Source organism: Paracoccus sp. PAMC 22219 (assembly GCF_000787695.1).
In the GTDB taxonomy this organism is placed as follows: Bacteria; Pseudomonadota; Alphaproteobacteria; order Rhodobacterales; family Rhodobacteraceae; genus Paracoccus.
In genome coordinates, this window is the sequence record NZ_BBPH01000001.1 from 73,361 (window position 1) to 97,330 (window position 23,970).

A 23,970-nucleotide genomic window follows, 5' to 3' on the forward strand; every position below is an offset into this window, starting at 1 on the left:
AATCAATATCGCAGTTCCGTTGAACGATAGAGGATTTCTATCAAGCCATGCGCCGCGCCTCGGTCAGCAGCGCCTCCAGCACCGGGGTGTGCGGCTCTCTCCACGGGGCGATCAGGCCGACGGCATGGCCCGGTGCCGACCCCTCCAGCGCGATCAGGCGCAGGGGTTTGCCCTGCGCCAGGAACCCGGCGATGTCCTCGGGCAGGATGGTCAACCAGCCGCCCGCCATCACATGCGACACCAGCACCACGGTCGAATTGGATTCGACCGTCGCCTGCGGGGTCACCCCGGCGGCGGTCAGGGTGCGGTTGATGATGCGACGGTTCTGCATGTCCTGGGACAGCAGGCACAGCCGCTGCCCGTCCAGGTCCGACCACGCCACCTGCGCCTGCGCCGCCAGCGGGTGATCCCGATGCGCGACCAGCAGATAGCGTTCGTCATACAGCGGCACGCTGCTGACCCGGCCCAGCGGTTCGTTGTCCAGATAGGAGATGCCGGCATCCACCTCCAGATCGTCGATCATCTGCAGGATCTCGACCGAGGTGCGCGACAGGATGGTAAAGCCCACGTTCGGATGCGCCGCCCCGAACCGGGCACTGATCCGCGCGGCCCAGGTCAGCGCGGTGGGAATGACCGCGATGCGCAGCCGCCCCGACAGGCCGTGGCGGACGGCCCGCATCTCGTCGCGCAGCTGGCGGGTGTCGCCCACGATGCGCCGCGCCCAGACCAGGGCCTGCTGCCCCTCGGGCGTCAGCCCGCCATAGCGCGACCCCCGAAAGATCAGCAGGACGCCCAGGCTCTCCTCCAGCTGCTTGATCCCGGCGGAGAGGGTCGGCTGGGTCACGCCGATGGTGGCGGCGGCGCGGCCGAAATGACCCTCCTTGGCCACGGCCAGGAACATCTCCAGCTTGTCGATCATGTGCCGTCCCCCTTTGGCCGCCATCAGGCGCGACCGGGCGGGCGCGGTCAAGGACTTGCCGTGCGGGCCTTCGCGAGTCAGGGTCGGGGGATGACCGATATTTTGCTGATCCACGGGGCATGGCACGGCGGCTGGTGCTGGGACCGGACCGCGGCCCTGCTGCGCGCGCAAGGCTGGCGCGCGTCCTGTCCCGACATTGCCGGCGACACCTTGGCCGACTGCGCCGCGGCGCTTCCTTGGGCGCCGGTGGTGGTGGGCCACTCCCTGGGCGGCATGCTGGCCGAGGCGATGGACCAGCCCCCACGGGTGCTGATCCACCTGTGCTCCTATCTGCCGCTGCCGGGCGACAGCGTGGCGTCGCTGGACCGGCTGGTGCCCGCGCCGCCGCGGCGCTGGCCGCGCGACGATCTGGGGCGGCTGGTCCTGCCGCCGGACGCCGCGCGGGCGATGCTGTATCACGACTGCCCGGATGTCGACCTGTCCCGCCTGCGGCCGCAGCCGATCGGTCCCCTGCGCGACCCGCTGCCCGGACCGCGTAGGCAGACCACCCGCCACTATGTCCTGTGCGACCAGGACCGCGCGATCTTGCCCGCCGCACAGCGGGCGATGCTGGACCGCGCGCCTGTCGATCACCTGCACCACCGACCCTGGGGGCATTCGCCCTTTCAGTCGGACCCGCAGGGGCTGGCCGACCTGATCGACGCGATCGCGCGCTAGACTTCGGGGACCGCCACCACCGCCAGACAGTCGCCGGTCTGCACCAGCCCCGGGAAATGCCGCGCGGCCAACAGGCCGGGACGGTTCGCATGAACGGTCACGGGCGCGACGCCGGTGCGATCCACGGGCCAGATGCAGGCCAATGGCTGGCCCTCGGCCACGTCCTGTCCCAGATCGATCAGCGGATGCAGCAGCCCGCCCTGGGGCGCGAAATGGAAACAGGCGTCGTCGGGCATGTCCAGCATGCGGCTGTCATCCACCCCCTCGACCGGGCCCGACAGGATGCCTGCATGGCGCAGCACGTTGCGCGCACCGCGCAGCGCGATGGATACGGAGGCCGCCGTGGCCGTCCCGCCGCCGCCCAGTTCGGTCGTGACGAAGACCTTGCCCTGCTGTTCCACCGTGGTGTCGAACATGCCCACCGCGTCGATCTCGCGCATCATCATCGACCAGGGCGCGCCGAACGCCCGCATTGCGGCGACGCAGGCCACCTGCTGATCCGCATCGTCCAGATAATGCGCCGCGGCATAGGGCAGGAAATCCAGCGTCTTGCCCCCCGAGTGGTAATCCAGCACCAGATCCGCCGCAGGCACCAGCACGGTGGCCAGGTAATCCGCGATCTTCTGCGTGACCGTGCCGTCCGGGCGGCCCGGAAATGCGCGGTTCATGTTCACCCCGTCCACCGGGCTGACCCGCGTGCCCGCCACCACCGCAGGCGCGTTCATCGCGGGCAGGATGATGACGCGGCCCGTCACCTGCGCAGGCTCCAGCTCCCATGCCAGCTGCTGCAATGCCAACGGCCCTTCGTATTCGTCGCCGTGATTGCCCCCCGTCAGCAGCGCGGTGGGACCGTCGCCGCCCCGGATGACCGTCAGCGGGATCATCACGCTGCCCCAAGCGCTGTCGTTGCGACTGTGGGGCAGGCGCAGGAACCCGTGATGCTTGCCGGGGGCGTCCAGCGGAATGGTGGGGACGATCGCCGTCACGATTTCACCAGCATCCGGCGCGGCAGGGTGCAGAACAGGTCGGGCGCGCCATCGGTGATGATGATCGATTCCGTGGTCTCATAGCCCCAGTCATCCATCCAAAGCCCGGTCATGAAATGGAATGTCATGCCCGGCTTCAGCACCGTCTTGTCGCCCCGGCGCAGCGACATGGTGCGTTCGCCCCAGTCGGGCGGATAGGACAGGCCGATCGGGTACCCGGTGCGGTTGTCCTTGACGATGCCGTGGCGGTCCAGCACCCGGAAGAAGGCGTTGGCGACGTCCTCGCAGGTATTGCCCGCATGCGCGGCCTCCAGCCCCTCGTCCATGCCCTCCAGCACGGCCTTTTCGGCCTCCAGCATGGCTTCGGGGGGCGTTCCCAGAAAGATCGTGCGCGACAGCGGCACGTGGTATCGCTGGTAACAGCCGGCGATCTCGAAGAACGTGCCCTCGTCCGGCTTCATCGGCTGGTCGTCCCAGGTCAGGTGCGGCGCGCCCGCATCGGGCCCCGACGGCAGCAGCGGCACGATGGCCGGATAGTCGCCGCCATGGCCCGACCATTCGTCATAGCGCAGGCCCGCATCATAGATCTCGGCCACCAGGTCGCATTTGCGCATGCCCACCTCGACCTTGTCGGCGATGCGGCGGTGCATGCGCTCGACGATGCGCGCAGCCTTGCGCATGTATTCCAGCTCCTTGGGCGTCTTGACGGCGCGCTGCCAGTTGACCAGCGACACCGCGTCGGTCAGCCGCGCGTCCGGCAGGCCTGCGGACAGGCAGGCATGCGCCTTGGCCGAATACCAGTAATTGTCCATCTCGACCCCGATGGTGCCGCGGTTCCAGCCCAGATCGGTCAGCCGGGCGGCCAGGTATTCCATCGGGTGACGCTCGGTGGACTGCACATAGTGGTCGGGATAGCCGATGATCGCGTCCTCGGGCATCCAGACGGTGCGCAGCGCGCCTTGGGCGTCCTGCCCGCGCCCGAACCAGACCGGCGGACCCACAGGCCCCACGATCACGCATTGATGCACATAGAACGACCAGCCGTCATAGCCGGTCAGCCAGGCCATGTTGGACGGGTCGCTGACGATCAGCGTGTCCAGGCCCTGGCGGGCCATCCGGGCGCGGGTGCCGGCCAGCCGGGCCTCGTATTCCTCGGTCGCGAAACGTTCGGGCGTGCGTTGCAGTTCGGGCATGGGACGGACCTTGCGTCGGGGGGTGAATTACCAGCTGCGGGTGTGGAACAACGCCCCCGGCCCGCGGCCCGGAATGCGCGCGCGGTCCAGCATGGCCCAGAACAGCGCCTGGTTCGCGGTGACGACCGGCTTGCCCAGCAGCCCCTCCAGCGTGTCGATCAGGCCCAGTGCGGGCAGCGCGGTGCAGGACATGAACAGCGCCTGCGCGTCGGGGTGGTCGCTGGCCAAGGCCATCTCGGTGATCTCGGTCGGGTTCAGCATGGCCATGTCGCGGTCGTCGGCATGTCCCATCGACGACCGGCGGACGACATCCACCCCGTGGGCCGCGAAATGATCACCGACCAGATCGGTCGTCGCCGCCAGATAGGGCGTCATCAGCGCCACCCGCGTCACGCCCAGCGCGGCAAACGCCAGCAGCGCCGCGCCCGCGGGCGTGGTCACCGGCGCGCGGCCCCCCGCCAGCGCGTCCATGCCGTCGCCCAGCACCGCCGCGGCGGAGGTGCAGCCGAACCCGATCCCCGACAACGGCACCCCCGGCACCAGCAGATCCACCGCGTCGCGCAGGCGCGGGCCGGTGGCGCGCAGGTTGTCCTCGGTCGTGGGGTTGTCAAAGGCGATGCGCGTGACATGCAGCCGCGTGCCTGGCGGCATCAGGGTGGCGGCATCGCCCTCGATGGTCAGGTCGGTGGCCAGGGCCACCAGCCCGAACCGGTTCAGGTTGTCGTGCAGCATGCCATTCCCCTTACCCGTCGATGGACAGATCACGCAGGAACAACGCGATCTGCGGGAAAAAGATCAGCAGGACCGACACGCTCAGCAGCATGACCACAAAGGGCGGCGTGCCGCGGATGACCTCCCAATAGGGCCTGCGGAACACCGCGATGGCCGTGAAGATGTCACAGCCGAAGGGCGGCGTGGCACTGCCGATGGCGACCTGCAGGGTGATGATCGTGCCGACCAGCACCGGGTCCAGCCCCGTCGCCTGCACCACCGGCGCAAAGATCGGCACCAGCACCAGGATCACCACGATCGGGTCCACGAACATGCAGCCGATGAAGAACGCGATGGAGATCGTGAACAGCACCCCATAGGGGCCCATGCCGTCGATGCCGATGCCGGCCAGGATCTCCTGCGGGATCTGGGCAAAACTGATGACATAGCTGAAGGCCGCGCCCGCGCCGACCAGGATGAACACCACCGCGGTGATCAGCCCGGTCGATTTCGCGGTCGCGAACAGCTGACGCGGAGAGACCTGGCGAAAGACCACCATTTCCAGCACGATGGCGTACAGCACGCATGCGGCGGCGGCCTCGGTCGGCGAAAAGATCCCGCCATAGATGCCGCCGATGATCAGCGCCGGAAAGCCCATCGGCCAGATCGCCCGGCGCACCGCGCGCAGCCGGTCGGGCCAGGGCATCCGCGGTTCGGTCGGCACATTGTGGCGCACCGCATAGATATACGAATAGATCGAGAACATCACCAGGATCAGCAGCCCCGGCCCGATCCCCGCCAGGAACAGCTCCGCAATGGATGTCCCCGACACCACGCCATAGATGATCATGCCGATCGACGGCGGGATCAGAAAGGCGATGTCGGATGCGTTGATGATCAGCGCCAGCGTGAAACGGTCGCTGTAGCCCGCCTTGAGCAGGCGCGGCCGCATCGGGCCGCCCACCGCCACGACCGTGGCCTGCGTCGACCCCGATACCGCGCCGAACATCGTGCAGGCCCCCGCGGTCGAGATGGCCAGCCCGCCCTTGATGTGACCCAGGAACGCCATGACCACGTCGATCAGGCGGCCCGCGGACTGGCCGCGGGTCATGATCTCGGCGGCAAAGATGAACATCGGGACGGCGATCAGGCTGGCGGGCTGGATGCCCGCGATGACCTGCTGGACCAGCGTCTCCAGATGGCCGATGCCGCCGAAGATCGCGACAAAGCCCACGACCGACGCGACGATCAGCGGCACCATCATCGGAAAGCCCAGCAGCAGCAGCACGATCATCGTGCCCAGAATGGCGGCGGTCATGCGTCGGCGTCCTTTTGCGGCAGGTCGTACCCGTCGCGCACGGCGGTCGACAGCCAGATGTCGGGGTCCCTGAGGTTCTTCAGCGCGGTCAGCGCGTATTGCAGGCCGGTCAGGAAGAACCCTGCCGGAACCCAGACGATGATCCACCATTGCGGGATGCGCAGCGCGGGCAGCACCCGCCCCCGGCCCGCCTGGCTGATCACATAGGACAGCGCGAACCACGCCAACACCAGCAGCAGCGCCGCAGTCAGCGCCGAGATCGCCACCACCATCGCCTTGCGCGCCTTGGGCGGCAGCGCGTCGGTGATGGCCGACATGCGGATGTGGCGCCCGTGGCGCGCGGCATAGGACATGCCCGCGAACGTCACCAGCACGATCAGCGCCTGGTTCACCTCTTCCGCGAAATACAGCGACCGGCCAAAGACGAAGCGGCCGACGACATTGGCGACGGTGTTGAACGCCATCGCCAGCACGCCGATGGCCAGGGCCACCGCCTCCAGCCGGGCGATCACGCGGTCGGCGACCCCCAGGGGGCCGGGCAGACCGGATTCGTACAGCGCGTCGTCGATGTCGTCCTGTGCCTGCGTCGCCTCGGCGGCGGCAAGGATGTCCGGGTCGTCGGACAGGCCTGGGGGCCGGTCACCTGCGGTCTTTGGCGTCATGGCCACCTGTCCATCATCGTTCCGTCATCGGCCCCGCCCCGCGACGCGGGACGGGGCAGCGGAGATCAGCCCTCGGCCGCGGCGGACAGGTCCGCCTTCATCTGGTCCAGGACCTCCTGGGCGCGGGGGCCGCCGATCTCCAGGAAGGTCGCCTCGACCTGGGCCGCGGTGTCGCGGAAGGGCGCGCGCTGCTCCTCGGTCAGGGTGGTGACGGTGACCTCGGGGCGATCGGCGGTGATCTTCTCCAGCGACGCCTCGGTCAGACCCTGCTGATATTCGATGATGTGGTCGAACGCGGCCGCCGCGGCGTCGCGGACCACCTGCTGATCCTCGGGGGACAGACCCGCAAAGAACTCCTGGTTGGCCATCAGCGCGGTGGTGAAGTTGTTGTGGCCCAGCCGGGTGATGTGGTCCTGCACCTCGTACATGCGGGTCGATTCGATGAAGAAGGCCGGGTTCTCCTGCGCGTCGACGATGCCGGTCTGCAGACCGCCATAGACCTCGCCCCACGGCAACGGCGTGGGCGTGGCGCCGAACGCCTGATAGCTGCTGACCAGCAGCGGGTTGGTCATCACCCGCACCTTGACGTCGTCGAAATCGGCGGGCGCCGCGATGGCGTCGTTCGACGTGACCATCACCTCGCCCTCGGGGTACATGCTGAGCAGCTCCAGCCCCTGCTGGGCGTACAGCTCCGGGAAGATCGTGTTGATCGCCTCGGAATTGCGGAAGAAGGCGAACAGCTGGTCGTCATCCTCGGGCAGCAGATAGGGCACGAAGAACACCTGCGCCTCGGGGATCAGCGACCCGGTAAAGCCGGGCGACTGGTTCACGAATTGCAGGATGCCCGATTGGGTCTGTTCCATGATGTTGTCGGATTCGCCCAGCGTGCCGAACGGGAACAGCTGCACCTCATGGTCGGAATTGGCCTCGACCTCCTCCTTGAACTTCTGGGCATAGACGCCCTGGACCTCGTCCAGCGCCTCCTCGAAGGCATAGCGCCAGGTGTCGGCAATGGCGGCCCCCGATCCCAGGATCAGGGCGGTCAGGCTGGCTGCGGTCAGGTGGATGGCGGGGCGGGTTCTGATGGTCATGATACCTCCTGTTGGGGCGGGCCCTGCACGCGGATCGCGCGGGTCCTTCTGTGGCAGGATTCGGACCTTGCGGACCGTTCCGGTTGGACCCGATGGTTCGGGACAAGCGGAATCCAAGTCAATTGATGTATTAAATCATGACAATTCCGACCGCGAGAGTCAAACAGGTCGCGGGATTGTCCTGCCCTCAGCCCGGCAGAACTGCCGAGACGATGCGCAGCGCCTGTTCCAGATCACGGGCCGTGGCCCCGCCCAGCGACACCCGCAGCGCGGGCCCCTGGGGCAGGACCGCAAACCCCGCGCCGGGGGCCAGCGCGACCTGATGGGTCAGTGCCGTGGCCAAGGCCGTGCCTTCGTCCGTGCCCGGCGCCAGCGGCATCCAGCGGTGCAACCCGTGCAGGAAGCCCTGCGCACGCTGGCCCAGAACGCGCACCGCCAGCCGGTTCCGCGCCGCCAGTTCCGTCCGCTGCGCCGCCAGCAGCGCGTCGGCCGTGCCGCCGGTGATCCAGTCCTGAGCGATCTCGGCCATCAGGGGCGTGGCCATCCAGGCCATCGACAGGTGGCGGTTCAGCGCGGCCTCTGCCAATTTTTCGGGCATCGCCAGAAAACCCAGCCGCAGGCCCGGCGACAGGCATTTCGACAGGCCGGTGAAATAGAAACTGCGGTCCGGAGCGAATCCCGACAGGGCGGGCGGACGGCGCGGCGACATGGGGCCCGTCGGATCGCTTTCCAGGATCATCAGCCCGGCTTGGGTCGCGGCGCGGGCCAGCGCCTCGCGCCGGTCGCGGTCCATCACCCGCGCCTGCGGCCCCCCGCCCGAAGGCAGCAGGAACACCGCCTTCATTCGCCCGCCTGCGGCCCGCGCCGCCCGGATCAGCGCGTCGGGGTCCATGCCGTGTTCGTCGTCGGGAATGCCCTGCAGGCGCAGATGCAGGTGCTGGGCCGCGGGCCGCAGCGTGTGGCACGTCGCCGATTCGGTCGCGATGATGTCGCCGGGCATCCCCACGCATTGCAGCGCCACGAACATAGCGGGCGTGGTCCCGTTGGTGATCAGGATCCGCTGTGCCGGCACCACCTTCCCGCAGCGCGCCAGCCACGCCGCCGCCATCCCGCCATAAAGCGACATCGTCTGACGCGGCCGGAATGACAGCATCGCCGAATCAGGCAGACGGTCGGACAGGCGCAACAGCGTCTCGCTCCACGCGGTGCGGATCTGGGGCAGCGCCACGGGGGTCATCATCGACAGATCGATCGGCGGTCGGTCGGTGGGCGCGCGGAACCACGGCACCTCGATCGTCTCGCGCGGGCCCGAGCGGACAAAGCTGCCGCGCCCGACCTCTCCCGAGATCAGGTCGGCGCGGATCAGCTCCTCGTACGCGCGGCTGACGGTCTGGACGCTGACGCCCAACTGCCACGCCAAGTCGCGATGCGGCGGCAGGCGCGCACCGGGCGCCAGGCTGCCCGCGTCGATGGCGGCCGCGATGCCCTGGGCCAGGCTGCGATAGGCCGGGCGGGTGATGTCGTCGCGTCTCAGGGGCCAATGGGACATGGGGCGCAGGATCGCCCGCCGCGCGCGGATTGACAAGCGGGCCGCGCAGGGGAACATGCGCCCCATGATCCCGCCCCGCAGCCTGCGCCTGGACGACCGCGACATCGCCATCCTGGCGGTGCTGTCGCGCGAGGGGCGCATCACCAAGACCGACTTGGCGGCACGCGTGAACCTGTCGCCCACGCCCTGCTGGGACCGGATGCGGCGGCTGGAACAGGCGGGCCTGATCCGCGGATACCGCGCGCAGATCGACCTGGGCGTGCTGGGTCCGCATGTGCAGGTCTTTGTCACGGTCGAGCTGGACCAGCACCGCAGCGAAAGCTTTCAGCGGTTCGAGGCGGTGATCGCCCGCATGGACGCCGTCACCGGCTGCTGGGCCATCGGCGGGGGGTTCGATTACCTGATGTCGGTGATCGCGCCGGACGTCGCCGCGTTTCAGGGGGTCATGGATGCGCTGCTGGACAGCGGCGCAGGCGTGCGGCGCTATTTCAGCTATATCGTGACCAAGCCGGTCAAGGATCAGCCCGTGGCGGGCGCGATGCTGGAACATCATCGCCCTGAGGGCTGAAGTTCAGGGATTTCCTCGGGCAAGACCCGCCGGATCAGAGGAATCCTCGGGGCCCACCGCCCTATCCTGCCTCCAGCAGGAACAGGAGCGATGATGCTGACGAATGACGAACTGGCCCGTTGGGACCGCGAGAGCTTTTTCCACCCCTCGACCCATCTGGGGCAATTCGCGCGGGGCGAGGCGCCGCAGCGCATCATCACCGGGGGCGAGGGCTGTCACATCACCGACCGCGACGGCAACCGCATGCTGGACGGGTTCGCGGGCCTCTATTGCGTGAATGTCGGCTATGGCCGCCCGGAAATCGCGCAGGCCATCGCCGATCAGGCGCATCAGCTGGCCTATTACCACGCCTATGCCGGCCACGGGTCCGAGGCCGCGATCACCCTGGCGCAGATGGTCATGGACCGCGCGCCCAAGGGCATGGCACGGGTCTATTTCGGCCTGTCGGGATCGGATGCGAACGAGACGAACATCAAGCTGGTCTGGTACTACAACAACATCCTGGGCCGCCCGAAGAAGAAAAAGATCATCAGCCGCTGGCGGGGCTATCACGGGTCCGGCCTGATGACCGGGTCGCTGACCGGGCTGCAGCTGTTCCACGCCAAGTTCGACCTGCCGCTGGACCAGGTGATCCATACCGAAGCGCCCTATTACTTCCGCCGCCCCGATGCGGCGATGTCGGAATCAGATTTCGTCGGCCATTGCGTGACGCAGCTGGAGGCGCTGATCGCGGAACATGGCGCCGACACCATCGCGGCCTTCATCGGAGAGCCGGTGCTGGGAACGGGGGGCATCGTGCCGCCGCCCGCGGGCTACTGGCCCGCCATTCAGGAGGTTCTGGACCGCCACGACATCCTGCTGATCGCGGATGAGGTGGTGACCGGGTTCGGGCGTCTGGGGACCATGTTCGGGTCGGACCATTACGGCATGCGCCCCGACCTGATCACCAGCGCCAAGGGCCTGACCAGCGCATATGCGCCGCTGTCGGCCAGCATCGTGGGCACGCGCGTCTGGGACGTGCTGACGCGCGGCACGGATGAAAACGGCGTGATGGGCCACGGCTGGACCTATTCCGCGCACCCCATCGGGGCGGCGGCCGGGGTGGCGAACCTGAAGCTGATCGACAGCTTGGGCCTGGTCGAGAATGCCGGGACCGTGGGTGCCTATCTGAACGACCGGATGGCGCAGGCGGTCGGCGGTCACGCCCATGTCGGAGAGGTGCGCGGCGCGGGCATGCTGTGCGCGGTCGAACTGGTCGCGGACCGCGATGCGCGGCGGTTCTTTGACGCGTCCGAGGGCAAGGGCGCCAAGGTCGTGGCCGCGATGCTGAAGCGCGGCGTGATCGCACGCGCCATGCCGCAGGGCGACATCCTGGGCTTTGCCCCGCCCCTGTGCCTGACGCGCGAAGAGGCCGATCGGATCGTCGACGTGACAGCCGAGGCGCTGGCCGCGGTGCTGGGCTGAATTGCGTCCCGCGACGGCGGGGGGATTTCACATCCCCCCGCACCCCCCAGTGGAGTCGCGCGGCTGCCCCGGCTGCGGTGGGTTGATCTGGTCCGGCAGGTCGATGTCGCGCAGCAGTCCCGGCGCAGGCACATACCGGTCCGGCGTCAGATCACGCAGCAGGCGACCCGCGCCCTGATCGCCGGTCAGTTGCGCAAGCCGCGACAGCCAGCCACGCGGGAAGCAGGCCGGTGGCAGGGGGGAGGTTCCGTCATGGCTGCAGGAGGGCAGACCATCGGCGGCTCGGTCGACGATCTGGGATAGATGCGCGGCGGTGACGTCGGGCATGTCGCCAAGGGCGATCAGCAGTCGGTCGGGATCACCCGCCGCGGCCAGACCCGCGCGCAGGCTGTCCGATTGCTGCCCCTGAGGGATCAGCACGATGCGAAAGCCGTCCAGCCACGGCGTCAGGGTGGGGTTGGTGATTACGGCGATGCGGTCATCCAGCGCGGTATTCCGCATTGCCTGCGCGGCGTGGGAAACGAGCGGTATCCCCGCCACCGGCGCCAGCAGCTTGTCGGACGGACCAAAGCGCCGCGATGCGCCGCCCGCCAGCAGCAGGCCGGTGCAGGTCAAGCGGTCAGCACCTCGTATGCGGCCAGGATCTGGGTCAGGGCGGACGCTGCGATCAGGCGCGGGTCGCGGGCCGGGCTGACGACGCCGATGGGTCCGGTGATCCGCTCCAGCGTCGCCGCGTCAAAGCCCTGCTCGGTCAGCGCCGCCAACCTCGCGGCCTGCGCGCGACGCGACCCCAGCGCGCCGATGTAGAACGCGTCCGAGCGCAACGCGCGGGCCAACGCGGGCAGTTCGCGGTCGTGATCGTGGAACAGCGTCACCACGGCGGTATGCGCGTCGGGCCTGGCGTCCTGGCCCATCACCGGCATGTCCATCGCGGCGACCAAGGTTGTCAAGGCCTGCGCCTCGTCCCCCTCTCCGTGGATCTGGAAGGCGGGGGGCGGCGGCAGGACCAGCGTGAAATCGTCGGGGTCGGGGTCGCCCGCGCGGCAAGGTGCGCCGGTGCGCAGGTTCAGGCACCATGTGCCCGTGCGCCTGCGGATGCGGTCGTCCCAGATGGCGCCCAGCCAGTCGGGGTCGGGCTTGTGGATCAGCGCGATCTCAACCGTGCCGCCGCAGGGCAGCGGCAGGTCCAGCGGGCCGCCCACGCCATAGGTCAGCCGCGTCACCGGTCCGGGCGCGTCCAGATGCGCGGCAATGTCGGCATCGATGCAACCCGCGCCCAGACGGCCCACACGACCGCCGTCGGGCCACAGCGCCATCATCGCGCCGGGGCGGCGGGGAAAGCCGCCCTTGGCGTCGGTCAGCATGGCCAGCGACCCGCCGGGACGGCGCAGCAGCGCCTTGACGGGACAATCGGCAGAGGCGGTGATGGGGGCGGAGATCGACATGGCGCAGGCTTTCGGCAATCGGTGCTGCCAGCCTAACGCAGTCGGCCCGATTTGGATGCCGAAAAAGCGACCGGTCCGGTCATTCCGGACAGGGCTGTCCGGCTGCCCCCCATTTCAGCACGTCGTCGATATGCGCCTGCAGGCCGAACGGCGCGGGTTCGCGCCCGCCGCCGGGCGCAAAACCCCAGGCGACGAACCCGCCGTGGCTGGCGTCGTCGCGCAGGTGTTCGGCCAGTTCGACCCAGTCCCGCCCGCCGTTCAAGTCCGGATCGCGCAGCTGGCGGCACAGGGCGGGGCCGTCCAGGCCGAACCACGCCATCTCGACCGGGGGCAGTTGCCAGGGGATCATCGCGTTCGGCGCTTGGCGCGGGTCGGATTCCAGCGTCGATGCGGTGATGTGGCAGGTGGCACAGGGCAGAGTCTCGACCCCCATGCGGCTGTCGCCGCCGCTGATGGCCATGCCATGCGGGCGGGGTTCGGGATATTCCGGGCCGGACCACATGGGCAGGTGGTCGGGACCCACGTGGCAATTCGCGCAGCGCGGATGCGACACGACCTGCTGCACGCGGTCCCACGCCGCCAAGCCGTCGGCGGTGCTGACCGACCCCTCTGCAGGCGGGGCGACGATCGAGGGCATGACATCCTCGGCCCAGACGGGGCCTGTCATCAGCAGCAGGGCCAGCAGGCGCATCATGCGAAACGCACCCCGCGGGCAAAGGGCAGGTCGCGCAGGCGCTGACCGGTCGCGGCAAAGATCGCGTTGCCAAGGGCGGCGGCAGCGGGCGGTACGCCGGGTTCGCCCAAGCCCCGCAGCGGGCCGTTCTCCAGCAGCCGCACCGTGACCTGCGGCGTCTGACGCATGCGCATCCCCTCATAGGCGTGAAAATTGGTCTGATCGGGACGGTGGCCGCGATAGGTCAGTTCGCAATTCATCGCGTGGCCCAGCCCGAACAGCATGCCGCCCGACAGCTGCGCCAGGGCATTCACCGGGTCCAGCACGATGCCGACATCGGCCACGGCAAAGGCCTGGGTGATCCGGATGCCCTGCGGGGTCTGCTCGACCTCGACCACCTGGGCGCAGGGCACGCCGAAGGACAGGCAGAACGCCACGCCCCGCCCGCGCCCCTGCCCCGCATCGCGACCGGTCCAGCCCGACAGGTCGCGCAAACCCTCCAGCACCGCGCGCGAGGGGTCGTGGCTGCACAGCCCGATAAGCCCCTCCATCGGGTCGATGCCGGCGGCCGCGAACATCTCGTCCATCGCGGTGCCGAAGAAGAAGCCGTTCGACGATGCGCCGACCGACCGCCAGCTGCTGACCGGCACGGATTCGGGCGCGCGCAGCCCCGTCACGCGGAAATTCGGGATCGCAAAGGGCTGGTCCCAGGCCCCGGTGGTGATGCTGGCATCCGGCCCCGGTGGCGCGCTGGAGACGCGGCCGAACCAGGATGCGATGACCGACGGGCTGGCAACGGTCAGGTCCAGCGCCTGCACGCCCTGATCGGTGGCGCGGCCCCGCACCCGCGCGATCTGGGCCGGGCGCGGCTGGTCATGGGCAAAGTCCTCCTCTCGCGACCAGGTCAGCTTGACCGGGCGGCCGGGGACGGCCATCGCGATCTCGACCGCTTGGGCGATGAAGTCGATCTCCAGCCTGCGGCCAAAGCTGCCGCCGATCATCTGGTTCTCCAGCCGGATCGCGGTTTCGGGCAGGCCGGTCAGTGCGGCGGCGCGAGCCACGGCGAAATCGGGCACCTGCGTGCCGGCCCAGATGGTGCAGGCGTCGTCCGTCACCAGGACCGTGGCGTTCATCGGCTCCAGCGGCGCATGGGCCAGGAACGGGACGCGATATTCCGCAGTGACATCGCCCGCGCCGATGACCGCGTCCACGTCGCCGTCATCGCGCTTGCGGCTGTCGATGTCGCCTGCGTCATGGGTGGCCGCAAGCGCGGCCCAGATCGCGTCCTGATCGCCCGTCGTGTCGGGGGCCGCGAACGCGACGTCCAGCGCCTGCACGGCGCGCATCGCGGACCAGGTGTCGCGCGCCAGCACCGCGACGCCCCCGGTGATCGGCAGCACGCGCAGCACGCCGGGCAGCCCTTCGGCGGCGACCGGGTCCAGCCGCGCGACCGACCCGCCCCAAGGCGCCATCCGCACCGTCGCGTGCAGCATGTCGGGCAGGGACAGATCGATGCCATAGACCTGCGTGCCGGTCGATTTCGCGATCACGTCGGTGCGCGCCATCGGCTTGCCCAGCCAGCGCCATTGCGACCGGTCGCGCAGCACGATCTGGGTCACCGGCTCCAGCGCCGCGGCGTCGCGTGCCAAGTCGGGATAGGGAATGCGCGTGCCGTCGGGCAGGATCACCGCGCCATCCGCGGTGTCCAGGTCGGCGCGGTCCAGGCCGTGGCGCAGGGCGGCGGCCTGTTTCAGCGTTTCACGCGCAACGGCGCCCGCCTGACGCAGCTTGTCGAACCCGTCGGCGGTCGAACTGGACCCGCCGGTCATCTGCCAGCCCAGCAGCCGCGCGGGAATGTCGGCCGCATCGCGCGCTGTTTCGGCCAGCCAACCGGTATCGGTGGGCGCAAAGGGCATGAAATCCGCGATCAGCGCGCGGTTATAGTATGTGGCGCTGACCGGGCCCGGCACGATGCGGGCGGTGGCGGGGTCGATGTCCAATTCCTCGGCGATCAGGGCGGCCTGCAGCCAGCGGGCGCCCTGCCCCTTGTCCGCACGCGGCGCGACCAGCGTGACGCCATCGGCATCTATCAACACATAGGGGTTCAGCGCCCCCGCATCCGTCCCCGCAAAGGGGTCCGCCAAGGGCCGGGTATAGCGCCAGGCGCCAAAGGCCACGCCCCCCGCCACCGCGACCGACCCGATGAGAAAGCCGCGCCGCGCGATGCGCCCCGCACGCGACATCAGGCGGCGCCGATGCGGACGGATGCCGACCGGATCGCCGCGCGGATGCGGGGATAGGTGGCGCAGCGGCACAGGTTGCCCGACATCGCGCGGTCGATGTCCGCATCCGAAGGGTCGGCGTTCAGCGCCAGGAGCGACGCGGCCTGCATGATCTGGCCGGACTGACAGTAGCCGCATTGCGCGACCTGCTGCTCGATCCAGGCGGCCTGGACGGGGTGCGGGTCGTCGGGCGTGCCCAGCCCCTCGATCGTGGTGATCTCTCCGGCCACGTCAGCCAGACGGATCTGGCAGGCGCGCACCGCCATGCCGTCCATGTGCACCGTGCAGGCCCCGCATTGCGCAATCCCGCAGCCATATTTCGTGCCCGTAAGGCCCAGCAGATCGCGCAGCGCCCACAGCAGCGGCATCTGCGGGTCGGCGTCCAGGTCGTGGCTGTTTCCGTTGACGATCAGTTGCATGCGCGCAATCTGCCGCAGCCGCCCGCATCGCACAAGATGCAGGTGCGTCCCCATGGCAAAAGGCCGCCAATCCTTGCGGATGGCGGCCCTTGCGCAGTCGGACAGGCAGATCTTACTTGATCTTGCCTTCCTTGTATTCGACGTGCTGACGCACGACCGGGTCGTATTTCCGGACGGACATCTTTTCGGTCATCGTGCGGGCATTCTTCTTGGTCACATAGAAGTGGCCGGTGCCGGCGGTCGAGTTCAGCCGGATCTTGATGGTGGTCGGCTTCGCCATGGTTGTTGCTCCTGCTTCGGGGCAATCGCGCGCCGCAAACCCCGTGGAATTCTTATCGAAGCCGCCTTTTATCCCCGCGGGTGGCGGAGTCAACCGCCAAAGCCGCGGATCGGCACGAAAACCTGACCCGGAACGCAGAAACTTCGTCCTCCGGGGCGAAACGGCGCATTGGCGCATTGGCGCATGCACAACCGAAAAAATGCCCGTGGCGGGGTGCCGGGGCATGGTTCAGCGTGTTGATCTTGAAGGGAGAAGTGGCAGCCCGTAGGGGAGTCGAACCCCTCTTTTCAGGTTGAAAACCTGACGTCCTAACCGATAGACGAACGGGCCACTTTCTGTCGCTGCCAGTCTTCCCTGGCGGCGTGAGGCGGTGTTTAGGCAAAGCCGCGAGAGGCTGCAAGCCAAAAAATAACGCCCACCCGAAAAAAATCGCAAGCTGCCTTCAGGCGCCAAGAAACCCTGCGAAAATAAGCCACAAGGGCAAGGTCAGTGCCGCAAGGACGGTCTGCCAGGTGAAGATCGCGGCATAGAAATCGGCGTCCCCGCCCATCTGGCGCGCCAGAATATAGCCGACGGGCGCCCCCGGCGCGGCGGTGGCCAGCACGCCCGACGCGACCTGTCCCGCGGGCAGGCCGATCATCAGCGCGGCCGCCAGAAAGATCACCGGGCACAGCGCCAACCGCATCCACACCCCCAGCCACAGCGCCGGGTCGCGCTGCCACAGCGCGCGGGGTCGATCCCCGCGCCCACCGCCAGCAGACCCACGGCCAGCGCCCCCTGCCCCAGCCAGTCCAGCGGCGACAGCACCCATGCGGGCAGCGCGATCCCCGACAGGTTCAGCACCAGCCCCGCCACGCAGGACAGCACCATCGGGTTGCGCCCGATCTCTGCCCCGATGCGGGCGGCGGCCCCCGCGGGTCGCGGACCGTCAGACAGCAGCGTCAGCGCCACGATGGCCGCGATGTTGAACGCCGGAATCAGGAACGCGAATGCCACAGCCAGATCGCCAAGCGCCTGCCCGCCAAGCCCCTGGGCCGCGACCGCCAGGATCAGCAGCGAATTGAACCGCAGCGCGCCCTGGAACAGCGAACTGCTGCGCGGCCCGGTCTGGCCCCGCCGCCTGGCCCAGATCAGCGCCAGCGCCCCGGTGACCGCAAAGGCCAGCGTCAGCGCGGCCAGATAGGGGCCAAGCCGTCCCAGGGACAGTTCCGACCGATAGATCGACGTCAGCAGGATCGCGGGGAACAGCACGCGGTATCCCAGCTGTTCGATCCCAGGCCAGCTGGCGGCGTGGATCAGCCCGCCGCGCCGGGCCAGATGGCCCAGCACGACCAATGCGATGACGGGGATGATGGCCAGGGCTGCTTGCATGGGGCACCTTTCGGCCGTGCGTCTTGCGGCCTTTCGCGCGGGGTTGTAGACCCGCGGCCAACGAAAGGAAACGTCATGTCGATCACCGAGGATCAGGCCCGCAAGGTCGCCCATCTGGCGCGCATCGCGGTCGATGATGCCGCCCTGCCCGCCCTGGCGCGCGATCTGTCCGGCATCCTGCATTTCATGGACCAGCTGAACGAGGTCGATGTCGAGGGCGTGGAACCCATGACCGGCGTCACCCCCATGCGCCTGAAGCGGCGCGAGGACGTGGTGACCTCGGGGGGCATGGCCGACAAGATCCTGTCGAACGCCCCCGACGCCCGCGAGGGGTTCTTTGCCGTGCCGAAGGTGGTGGAATGACGAACGCGAACCGACTGACCATTGCCGACGCGCGCGACGCGCTGGCGCGCGGCGATCTGACCTCGGTCGAGCTGACCGATGCCTGCCTGGGAGCAATCGACGCCGCGGGCGCGCTGAACGCGTTCGTGCATCACACGCCCGACATGGCCCGCGACATGGCCCGCGCCGCAGATGCGCGCATAAAGGCGGGCGACGCGGCGCCAATGACCGGCATTCCGGTGGGCATCAAGGACGTCTTCTGCGTGAAAGGCGTGCCGTCGCAGGCGGGCAGCCGCATCCTGCAGGGCTTCACCCCCGAATACGAATCGACCGTGACGCAGAACCTGTGGAACGCGGGCGCGGTGATGCTGGGCAAGCTGAACCAGGACGAATTCGCGATGGGTTCGACGAACGAGAGCAGCTGCTATGGTCCGGCCGTGAACCCGTGGCGCGGCACTGACGGGGCGCAGCTGACGCCTGGCGGCAGCTCTGGCGGGTCCGCCGCCGCCGTTGCCGCCGATCTGTGCCTGGCCGCGACCGGCACCGACACCGGTGGATCGATCCGCCAGCCCGCGGCCTTTACCGGCACGGTGGGGCTGAAGCCGACCTATGGCCGGGTCAGCCGGTGGGGCGTGATCGCCTATGCCTCCAGCCTGGATCAGGCGGGGCCGATGACGCGCACCGTGCAGGACGCGGCGATCATGCTGGGCGCGATGGCCTCCGCCGACCCGATGGACAGCACCTGCGCCGACCTGCCCGTGCCTGACTTCGAGGCCGCGCTGACCGGCGACATCCGCGGCAAGCGGATCGGCATCCCGCGTGAATACCGCGTGGACGGCATGCCCGACGCCATCGACGCGCTGTGGCGCGAAGGCGCGCAGATGCTGCGCGATGCGGGCGCGGAAATCGTCGACATCAGCCTGCCGCACACGAAATACGCCCTGCCCGCGTACTATGTCATCGCACCGGCCGAGGCGTCGTCGAACCTGGCCCGCTATGACGGCGTCCGTTATGGCCACCGCGCGAAACTAAGCAAGGGCGACGGCATCACCCAGCTGTACGAGAACACCCGCGCCCAGGGCTTTGGCCCCGAGGTTCAGCGCCGGATCATGATCGGCACCTATGTGCTGTCGGCGGGCTTTTACGACGCGTATTACAACCGCGCCCGCAAGGTGCGTGCGCTGATCAAGCGCGACTTCGACCAGGCCTTTGCGGCGGGCATCGATTCGATCCTGGCGCCCACCACGCCATCCGCCGCCTTGCCGCTCGGCTCGGGCGACAAGAACGATCCGGTCCAGAACTACCTGATCGACGTGTTCACGGTGACGCTGAACCTGGCGGGTCTGCCCGGTATCGCGGTCCCGGTCGGACAGGACGCGCAGGGGCTGCCCTTGGGCCTGCAGCTGATCGGCCGCCCCTTCGAGGAGGGCGATCTGCTGAACCAGGCGCAGGTTCTGGAACGCGCTGCGGGATTTGTGGCAAAGCCGGATCGCTGGTGGTAACGTCCGGCGAAACGGACAAGGGGGGCGCCATGCGCGGCTGGTGGATGATCGGGGTGCTGGCGCTGGCCGGATGCGGGGAGCACCGGGGCTGGAACCCGAACTATCAGTTCGAGGCCGACCGCTATGGCCAGTACCGCACCGCGCGAGAGGCGGCCTTGGTCACGGGCGCCACCCCGGCGGCGACGATTCCTATCGCGCTGCCGGTCCAGGCCCCCACCGGCGCGCAGATCGCCGGGTCCGACCCGGTGCCGATCCCGGCCACCAAGGGCCTGCGCATCCGCCGCCCCGCGCCATAGGGCGCAGGTGACCGACTTTCCCAGCCCGAATCACGGCGACCGCCGCGGGCAGGTGCCATCGCTGATCGTGATCCACTATACCGGCATGGCCGATGCCGCCTTGGCCCGCGCCCGCCTGTGCGACGCCGCGGCCGAGGTCAGCGCCCATTGGCTGATCGCCGAAGACGGCACGACCGAACCGCTGGTCTGCGAGACCCGCCGCGCCTGGCATGCCGGCGCGGGCGCGTGGCAGGGCCTGGACGACCTGAACAGTCGGTCCATCGGGATCGAACTGGCCAATCCGGGCGACCGCCCCTATCCCGCGCCGCAGATGGCCGCGCTGCGCCGCCTGCTGCGGGACATCATGGACCGCTGGTCCATCGGGCCCGCCGCGGTCATCGCCCATTCCGACCTGGCGCCCGGGCGCAAGATCGACCCCGGCCCGCGCTTTGACTGGGAGGGCTTGGCGGCCGAGGGGCTGGCGACCTTTGCCCGTCCCGCGCCCACCGACCCGGACCCCGCGCTGGCCGGGGGCCTGTCGGCCCTGGGCTATCCAGACGTCCCCGCGCGTCTGGACGCGTTCCGGCTGCGCCACCGTCCCTGGGCCACGGGCCCCGAGACCGCCGACGACCGCCGCACTGTCGCGCGCCTTCTTCGCAACCCCGCCCCTTGACGCCCCCGGCGCCGCGTCCCATACGGGCGACGCGCGGAGGGCTGGATGACCGCGGCAGGCTTGCCTGTCGAGGAAAGTCCGGACTCCATGAGGCAATGGTGCCGGGTAACGCCCGGCGGGGGCAACCCCAGGGACAGCGCCACAGAGAACAGACCGCCCATGTCCGCATGGGTAAGGGTGAAACGGTGGGGTAAGAGCCCACCGGGGGGCTGGCAACAGCGCCCGCATGGCAAGCCCCACCAGGAGCAATGCCGAATAGGGATCGCGCGCGGAGCAATCCGCAGGGCCGCCTTGCCCCAGCAGATCCGGGTAGGCAGCTAGATCCGTCCGGTAACGGACGGACCAGAGGAATGGTCATCCAGCCGCGCAAGCGGTGGACAAAATCCGGCTTACAGGCCCTCCGCGCAACTCAGGCCTTCTTGCCGCTCTTGCCCCGCGCCTCGGTCGCGGTGGCGATCGCCTTGGCGGATTCGCCCTGCATCTTCTGGGTAAAGGCGACCATCTGCGCGGCATAGGTCTCGGCCCAATCGGCGAATGCGTTGCCTCCCGATCCGCCCGTGGCGGACATGGCCTTGCTGCGCATCTCCTCTCCCTGCTTCTGCATCGTGGCGAACTGGTCCTCCCAGGCCTTCTGCATCTGCTGCCACTGGACCTGCATGGCCTCGCTGGCGCCTTCCATCTGGGCCATGACGCGGGCGTTGACCTCCTGCTGCTGCTGCATGGCTTGGGTCTGCCACTGGCGGGCCTGCTCCATCGCCTCCTCCTGGCCCTTGGCCATCGCGGCCTGCCATTCGGTCAGGCGTTCCTGGAACTGGCGGGCATTGTCGGTCAGCGTCTTCAGCATGTCGGGCAGTATCATCACGGCTCCTCCCAAAGCGATGGGGCCATGAGAAAGGCCCCCGGATGCAAGCCTGCGTCCGGGGGCCGTGTTTGTCAAACGCGGGGCGCGTCAATCCGCGGTCTGGACCGGGCTGTCCGCGGGCAGGCCCTGCTGCCGTTCGATCTCGCGCCAGCGGGCGACGGCGGCGTTGTGTTCGTCCAGCGTGCGGCTGAACGCATGCCCGCCGGTGCCGTCGGCGACGAAGTACAGATAGTCCGTCTCGTCGGGGTTCAGCGCCGCGCGGATCGCGGCCCGGCCCGGATTGGCGATGGGCGTCGGCGGCAGCCCGTCGATCCGATAGGTGTTGAAGGGCGTCGTCGTGTCCAGTTCCGACCGGCGCAATCCGCGGTCCAGGATGCCCTGCCCGTTCGTCACGCCATAGATCACCGTCGGGTCGGTCTGCAGGCGCATCCCCTGACGCAGGCGGTTCACGAAGACGCTGGCGACCTGCGGGCGTTCGTCCGCCTGCCCCGTCTCCTTCTCCACGATCGAGGCCATGATCAACGCCTCCTCGGGCGTGTCATAGGGCATGCCGAACGGGCGCGCCTCCCATTCGGCGGCCAGGATCGCGGCCTGGCGGCTGGCCATCTGGGCCAGGATCGCGTTCCGGTCGCCACCCTTTTCCAGCAGATAGGTGTCGGGGGCCAGGCTGCCCTCGGCCGGGGTCTCCGCCACCTCTCCGGTCAGGAAATCGGCGGCGCGCAGCGCCTCGACCACCTGCCAGCTGGTCACGCCCTCGGCCATGACCATCGACAGGCGCACGTCGGCGCGGTCCTGCGCCTGGACGATCGGCGCGGGGCGTTCGCCCTGCGTCGGGTTCCAGCGGGCCACTTCCTCATACGCGCCGGTCTGCGGGTTGGTGTCGCGCAGCAGGACGGTGTTCTCGCGCACGCCGACACGCACGACAACCTCGGTCCCGCAGGTCGAGGGGCCACCCGCCGTCACCGTCTCGACGATCTGTTCCATGCTGGCCTGCGGCGGCATCAGGAAGCTGCCGAACTTCAGGTCGCGCGCCTTGTCCATGTAATCGGTGCCGGCGCGAAAGATGTAGGCGTTGGAAATCGCCCCCTGCGCCGCCAGCTGGTTGCTGACCGCGTTCAGGCTGGCACCCGGAGAGATCTGGACGCATTGCGCGATGGCGCTTGGTCCCGGCCCGCTGAATTCGCGCTTGGCCCAGGCCACCGCGGCCGCAGCCCCGATCAGCAGCACGATGGCCAGCGTCAGGAAGTTCGAGGCGATATTGCGCCAGATCATCCGGCGACCTTCCCCAGCACCAGGCTGGCATTGGTGCCGCCAAAGCCAAAGCTGTTGGACAGCGCGATGTCGACCTTGCGGCGCACCGCGGCATTCGCGGCCAGGTCCAGCTTGGGCGTCACGGCAGGGTTGTCCAGGTTGATCGTCGGCGGACAGATCTGATCGCGGATCGCCAGCACGCAAAAGATCGCCTCGACCGCGCCGGCCGCACCCAGCAGATGGCCGATGCTGGATTTCGTCGACGACATGACCGCGCCCGATGCGGCGTCGCCCATCAGGCGTTCGACCGCGCCCAGCTCGATCGTGTCGGCCATGGTCGAGGTGCCATGCGCGTTGATGTAATCGATCCGGTCCGGCGTCAGGTTCGCGCTGCGCAGCGCGGCCTCCATCGCGCGGTACCCGCCATCGCCATCCTCGCTTGGCGCGGTGATGTGATAGGCGTCGCCTGACATGCCATAGCCCAGCACCTCGGCGTAAATCTTGGCGCCGCGCGCCTTGGCGTGTTCGTATTCCTCCAGCACGACGACGCCCGCACCCTCGCCCATCACGAACCCGTCGCGGTCGGCGTCATAGGGGCGGCTGGCCGCCTGTGGATCATCGCCCCGCTTGGTCGACAGCGCCTTGCAGGCGTTGAAGCCCGCGATGCCGATCTCGCTGATCGGGCTTTCCGCGCCGCCCGCGATCATCACGTCCGCATCGCCATAGCGGATCATCCGCGACGCATCCCCGATGGCATGGGCGCCGGTCGAACAGGCGGTCACGACCGCATGGTTCGGCCCCTTGAACCCGTACCGGATCGACACCTGGCCCGAGATCAGGTTGATCAGCGCGCCCGGAATGAAGAACGGCGACACCCGCTTGGGCCCACGTTCCTTGATCAGCACCGCTGTCTCCGCGATCGAGGTCAGCCCGCCGATGCCCGACCCGATCATCACGCCCGTGCGCAGGCGGCTTTCCTCATCCTCGGGCATCCAGCCCGCGTCCGTCACCGCTTGATGCGCGGCCGCGACCCCGTACAGGATGAAGTCGTCCACCTTGCGGCGGTCCTTGGGCTCCATCCAGTCATTGGCATTGAAGGTGCCATCGGTGCCATCGCCCAAGGGGATCTCGCAGGCGTATTTCGTCACCACGTCGGACGCGTCGAACCGCGTGATAGGCCCGGCGCCGGATTTCCCGGCCAGCAGACGTTCCCACGTCGCCTCGACCCCCGAGGCCAGCGGCGTGACCATCCCCAACCCGGTGACAACAACCCTGCGCATCCATGTTTCCTTAACTGTTCGCGATTTTCTCCGTGATACACGCGCGCCCCCCCTCACGCAACGCCACGAAACCGCGATGGGCGGGGCATGGCAGCACGCCGCCGGGGGGTCCGGGGGGCTGGCCCCCCGGCACGTCG

The 23,970-nt window shown here is 68.9% G+C and carries 26 protein-coding genes, 1 tRNA gene and 1 other RNA gene; 8 read left to right on the plus strand and 20 right to left on the minus strand.

Annotation, left to right across the window (positions count from 1 at the left end; all coding sequences use genetic code 11):
• Nucleotides 1-40 precede the first annotated feature (40 nt).
• Nucleotides 41-919, minus strand: coding sequence for a LysR family transcriptional regulator (locus TY51_RS00385; RefSeq protein WP_042244460.1), 879 nt, complete (start codon nucleotides 917-919; stop codon nucleotides 41-43).
• A gap of 90 nt (nucleotides 920-1,009) precedes the next feature.
• Here TY51_RS00385 and TY51_RS00390 point away from each other — a divergent pair, with 90 nt between their 5' ends.
• On the plus strand, nucleotides 1,010-1,636 hold the full coding sequence (locus TY51_RS00390) for an alpha/beta fold hydrolase (protein ID WP_042244462.1): 627 nt from the start codon (nucleotides 1,010-1,012) through the stop codon (nucleotides 1,634-1,636).
• Here the strand turns inward: TY51_RS00390 and doeB are convergent.
• The 7 genes from doeB to TY51_RS00425 form a co-directional block, all read right to left on the minus strand.
• Nucleotides 1,633-2,622 carry a N(2)-acetyl-L-2,4-diaminobutanoate deacetylase DoeB gene (doeB, locus tag TY51_RS00395; RefSeq protein ID WP_042244464.1) on the minus strand — a complete coding sequence of 330 codons (990 nt, stop codon included), beginning with the start codon at nucleotides 2,620-2,622 and terminating at the stop codon, nucleotides 1,633-1,635. The two genes, TY51_RS00390 and doeB, sit on opposite strands and share 4 nt — an antisense overlap.
• On the minus strand, nucleotides 2,619-3,815 hold the full coding sequence (gene doeA, locus TY51_RS00400; RefSeq protein ID WP_042244466.1) for an ectoine hydrolase DoeA: 1,197 nt from the start codon (nucleotides 3,813-3,815) through the stop codon (nucleotides 2,619-2,621). Before doeA ends, doeB begins: the two co-directional genes overlap by 4 nt.
• Before the next feature lie 27 nt (nucleotides 3,816-3,842).
• Nucleotides 3,843-4,547 (minus strand): hypothetical protein, encoded by a 705-nt coding sequence (locus TY51_RS00405; protein WP_042244467.1) that lies wholly within the window; start codon nucleotides 4,545-4,547, stop codon nucleotides 3,843-3,845.
• A 10-nt stretch (nucleotides 4,548-4,557) separates the two neighbouring features.
• Nucleotides 4,558-5,844: a TRAP transporter large permease gene (locus TY51_RS00410; protein ID WP_042244469.1), complete on the minus strand. Its 1,287-nt coding sequence runs from the start codon at nucleotides 5,842-5,844 to the stop codon at nucleotides 4,558-4,560.
• Entirely contained in the window at nucleotides 5,841-6,506 is a 666-nt protein-coding gene (locus TY51_RS00415) for a TRAP transporter small permease (protein WP_081994631.1), read from the minus strand. The genes TY51_RS00410 and TY51_RS00415 overlap by 4 nt, the downstream gene beginning before the upstream one ends.
• A gap of 65 nt (nucleotides 6,507-6,571) precedes the next feature.
• Nucleotides 6,572-7,597, minus strand: a complete 1,026-nt coding sequence (gene dctP, locus TY51_RS00420; RefSeq protein ID WP_042244472.1) for a TRAP transporter substrate-binding protein DctP — start codon at nucleotides 7,595-7,597, stop codon at nucleotides 6,572-6,574.
• A 187-nt stretch (nucleotides 7,598-7,784) separates the two neighbouring features.
• On the minus strand, nucleotides 7,785-9,146 hold the full coding sequence (locus TY51_RS00425) for a PLP-dependent aminotransferase family protein (protein ID WP_042244581.1): 1,362 nt from the start codon (nucleotides 9,144-9,146) through the stop codon (nucleotides 7,785-7,787).
• Nucleotides 9,147-9,210: 64 nt separating this feature from the next.
• On the opposite strand from TY51_RS00425, the gene TY51_RS00430 reads away from it, so the two are divergent.
• Complete coding sequence (locus TY51_RS00430) at nucleotides 9,211-9,714, plus strand: Lrp/AsnC family transcriptional regulator (RefSeq protein WP_042244474.1); 504 nt, start codon at nucleotides 9,211-9,213, stop codon at nucleotides 9,712-9,714.
• Between the two features lie 93 nt (nucleotides 9,715-9,807).
• Complete coding sequence (locus TY51_RS00435) at nucleotides 9,808-11,178, plus strand: aspartate aminotransferase family protein (RefSeq protein ID WP_042244583.1); 1,371 nt, start codon at nucleotides 9,808-9,810, stop codon at nucleotides 11,176-11,178.
• 27 nt (nucleotides 11,179-11,205) lie between these two features.
• Here the strand turns inward: TY51_RS00435 and TY51_RS19955 are convergent, their stop codons facing one another.
• The 9 genes from TY51_RS19955 to TY51_RS22365 form a co-directional block, all read right to left on the minus strand.
• Nucleotides 11,206-11,793: an NTP transferase domain-containing protein gene (locus TY51_RS19955; protein ID WP_052649620.1), complete on the minus strand. Its 588-nt coding sequence runs from the start codon at nucleotides 11,791-11,793 to the stop codon at nucleotides 11,206-11,208.
• A complete protein-coding gene (locus tag TY51_RS00445) occupies nucleotides 11,790-12,623 on the minus strand; it encodes an XdhC family protein (RefSeq protein WP_042244477.1) in 834 nt (277 codons plus the stop codon). The genes TY51_RS19955 and TY51_RS00445 overlap by 4 nt, the downstream gene beginning before the upstream one ends.
• 79 nt (nucleotides 12,624-12,702) lie before the next feature.
• Nucleotides 12,703-13,317, minus strand: a complete 615-nt coding sequence (locus TY51_RS00450; protein ID WP_052649622.1) for a hypothetical protein — start codon at nucleotides 13,315-13,317, stop codon at nucleotides 12,703-12,705.
• Entirely contained in the window at nucleotides 13,314-15,539 is a 2,226-nt protein-coding gene (locus tag TY51_RS00455; RefSeq protein WP_042244589.1) for a xanthine dehydrogenase family protein molybdopterin-binding subunit, read from the minus strand. Before TY51_RS00455 ends, TY51_RS00450 begins: the two co-directional genes overlap by 4 nt.
• Nucleotides 15,539-15,997 (minus strand): (2Fe-2S)-binding protein, encoded by a 459-nt coding sequence (locus TY51_RS00460; RefSeq protein ID WP_042244591.1) that lies wholly within the window; start codon nucleotides 15,995-15,997, stop codon nucleotides 15,539-15,541. The genes TY51_RS00455 and TY51_RS00460 overlap by 1 nt, the downstream gene beginning before the upstream one ends.
• Nucleotides 15,998-16,109: 112 nt before the next feature.
• The gene (gene rpmG, locus TY51_RS00465) at nucleotides 16,110-16,277 is read right to left on the minus strand and encodes a 50S ribosomal protein L33 (RefSeq protein WP_042244479.1); all 168 of its coding nucleotides are present in this window, start codon (nucleotides 16,275-16,277) and stop codon (nucleotides 16,110-16,112) included.
• 255 nt (nucleotides 16,278-16,532) lie between these two features.
• Nucleotides 16,533-16,607: transfer RNA gene (locus TY51_RS00470), tRNA-Glu, on the minus strand.
• 112 nt (nucleotides 16,608-16,719) lie between these two features.
• Nucleotides 16,720-16,962, minus strand: a complete 243-nt coding sequence (locus tag TY51_RS00475; protein WP_042244481.1) for an AEC family transporter — start codon at nucleotides 16,960-16,962, stop codon at nucleotides 16,720-16,722.
• Nucleotides 16,938-17,648, minus strand: a complete 711-nt coding sequence (locus TY51_RS22365; protein ID WP_042244483.1) for an AEC family transporter — start codon at nucleotides 17,646-17,648, stop codon at nucleotides 16,938-16,940. Before TY51_RS22365 ends, TY51_RS00475 begins: the two co-directional genes overlap by 25 nt.
• 75 nt (nucleotides 17,649-17,723) lie before the next feature.
• Here TY51_RS22365 and gatC point away from each other — a divergent pair, with 75 nt between their 5' ends.
• The 5 genes from gatC (at nucleotide 17,724) to rnpB (ending at nucleotide 20,848) form a co-directional block, all read left to right on the plus strand.
• Complete coding sequence (gatC, locus tag TY51_RS00485) at nucleotides 17,724-18,011, plus strand: Asp-tRNA(Asn)/Glu-tRNA(Gln) amidotransferase subunit GatC (RefSeq protein ID WP_042244485.1); 288 nt, start codon at nucleotides 17,724-17,726, stop codon at nucleotides 18,009-18,011.
• Nucleotides 18,008-19,492 (plus strand): Asp-tRNA(Asn)/Glu-tRNA(Gln) amidotransferase subunit GatA, encoded by a 1,485-nt coding sequence (gene gatA, locus TY51_RS00490; RefSeq protein ID WP_042244487.1) that lies wholly within the window; start codon nucleotides 18,008-18,010, stop codon nucleotides 19,490-19,492. Before gatC ends, gatA begins: the two co-directional genes overlap by 4 nt.
• 29 nt (nucleotides 19,493-19,521) lie before the next feature.
• Nucleotides 19,522-19,788 carry a hypothetical protein gene (locus TY51_RS22980; RefSeq protein WP_042244489.1) on the plus strand — a complete coding sequence of 89 codons (267 nt, stop codon included), beginning with the start codon at nucleotides 19,522-19,524 and terminating at the stop codon, nucleotides 19,786-19,788.
• A gap of 7 nt (nucleotides 19,789-19,795) precedes the next feature.
• Nucleotides 19,796-20,440, plus strand: a complete 645-nt coding sequence (locus TY51_RS00500; protein WP_042244491.1) for an N-acetylmuramoyl-L-alanine amidase — start codon at nucleotides 19,796-19,798, stop codon at nucleotides 20,438-20,440.
• A 33-nt stretch (nucleotides 20,441-20,473) separates the two neighbouring features.
• An RNA gene (gene rnpB, locus TY51_RS19960) (RNase P RNA component class A) lies at nucleotides 20,474-20,848 on the plus strand.
• A 1-nt stretch (nucleotide 20,849) separates the two neighbouring features.
• Here the strand turns inward: rnpB and TY51_RS00505 are convergent.
• The 3 genes from TY51_RS00505 to fabF all read right to left on the minus strand — a co-directional run bounded on the left by TY51_RS00505 (nucleotide 20,850) and on the right by fabF (nucleotide 23,833).
• Nucleotides 20,850-21,299: a hypothetical protein gene (locus TY51_RS00505; RefSeq protein WP_042244493.1), complete on the minus strand. Its 450-nt coding sequence runs from the start codon at nucleotides 21,297-21,299 to the stop codon at nucleotides 20,850-20,852.
• A 90-nt stretch (nucleotides 21,300-21,389) separates the two neighbouring features.
• On the minus strand, nucleotides 21,390-22,571 hold the full coding sequence (gene mltG / locus TY51_RS00510; RefSeq protein WP_197054587.1) for an endolytic transglycosylase MltG: 1,182 nt from the start codon (nucleotides 22,569-22,571) through the stop codon (nucleotides 21,390-21,392).
• Nucleotides 22,571-23,833, minus strand: coding sequence for a beta-ketoacyl-ACP synthase II (fabF, locus tag TY51_RS00515; protein ID WP_042244497.1), 1,263 nt, complete (start codon nucleotides 23,831-23,833; stop codon nucleotides 22,571-22,573). The genes mltG and fabF overlap by 1 nt, the downstream gene beginning before the upstream one ends.
• Nucleotides 23,834-23,970 lie beyond the last annotated feature (137 nt).

Bases quoted from the DNA above. Each gene is read 5' to 3' on its own strand.
- TY51_RS00385 (WP_042244460.1), bottom strand. From the start codon at position 919: ATGATCGACAAGCTGGAGATGTTCCTGGCCGTGGCCAAGGAGGGTCAT.
- TY51_RS00390 (WP_042244462.1), top strand. From the start codon at position 1,010: ATGACCGATATTTTGCTGATCCACGGGGCATGGCACGGCGGCTGGTGC.
- doeA (WP_042244466.1), bottom strand. From the start codon at position 3,815: ATGCCCGAACTGCAACGCACGCCCGAACGTTTCGCGACCGAGGAATAC.
- TY51_RS00405 (WP_042244467.1), bottom strand. From the start codon at position 4,547: ATGCTGCACGACAACCTGAACCGGTTCGGGCTGGTGGCCCTGGCCACC.
- TY51_RS00410 (WP_042244469.1), bottom strand. From the start codon at position 5,844: ATGACCGCCGCCATTCTGGGCACGATGATCGTGCTGCTGCTGCTGGGC.
- TY51_RS00415 (WP_081994631.1), bottom strand. From the start codon at position 6,506: ATGACGCCAAAGACCGCAGGTGACCGGCCCCCAGGCCTGTCCGACGAC.
- dctP (WP_042244472.1), bottom strand. From the start codon at position 7,597: ATGACCATCAGAACCCGCCCCGCCATCCACCTGACCGCAGCCAGCCTG.
- TY51_RS00425 (WP_042244581.1), bottom strand. From the start codon at position 9,146: ATGTCCCATTGGCCCCTGAGACGCGACGACATCACCCGCCCGGCCTAT.
- TY51_RS00430 (WP_042244474.1), top strand. From the start codon at position 9,211: ATGATCCCGCCCCGCAGCCTGCGCCTGGACGACCGCGACATCGCCATC.
- TY51_RS00435 (WP_042244583.1), top strand. From the start codon at position 9,808: ATGCTGACGAATGACGAACTGGCCCGTTGGGACCGCGAGAGCTTTTTC.
- TY51_RS00445 (WP_042244477.1), bottom strand. From the start codon at position 12,623: ATGTCGATCTCCGCCCCCATCACCGCCTCTGCCGATTGTCCCGTCAAG.
- TY51_RS00450 (WP_052649622.1), bottom strand. From the start codon at position 13,317: ATGATGCGCCTGCTGGCCCTGCTGCTGATGACAGGCCCCGTCTGGGCC.
- TY51_RS00455 (WP_042244589.1), bottom strand. From the start codon at position 15,539: ATGTCGCGTGCGGGGCGCATCGCGCGGCGCGGCTTTCTCATCGGGTCG.
- TY51_RS00460 (WP_042244591.1), bottom strand. From the start codon at position 15,997: ATGCAACTGATCGTCAACGGAAACAGCCACGACCTGGACGCCGACCCG.
- rpmG (WP_042244479.1), bottom strand. From the start codon at position 16,277: ATGGCGAAGCCGACCACCATCAAGATCCGGCTGAACTCGACCGCCGGC.
- TY51_RS00475 (WP_042244481.1), bottom strand. From the start codon at position 16,962: ATGCGGTTGGCGCTGTGCCCGGTGATCTTTCTGGCGGCCGCGCTGATG.
- TY51_RS22365 (WP_042244483.1), bottom strand. From the start codon at position 17,648: ATGCAAGCAGCCCTGGCCATCATCCCCGTCATCGCATTGGTCGTGCTG.
- gatC (WP_042244485.1), top strand. From the start codon at position 17,724: ATGTCGATCACCGAGGATCAGGCCCGCAAGGTCGCCCATCTGGCGCGC.
- gatA (WP_042244487.1), top strand. From the start codon at position 18,008: ATGACGAACGCGAACCGACTGACCATTGCCGACGCGCGCGACGCGCTG.
- TY51_RS22980 (WP_042244489.1), top strand. From the start codon at position 19,522: ATGCGCGGCTGGTGGATGATCGGGGTGCTGGCGCTGGCCGGATGCGGG.
- TY51_RS00505 (WP_042244493.1), bottom strand. From the start codon at position 21,299: ATGATACTGCCCGACATGCTGAAGACGCTGACCGACAATGCCCGCCAG.
- fabF (WP_042244497.1), bottom strand. From the start codon at position 23,833: ATGCGCAGGGTTGTTGTCACCGGGTTGGGGATGGTCACGCCGCTGGCC.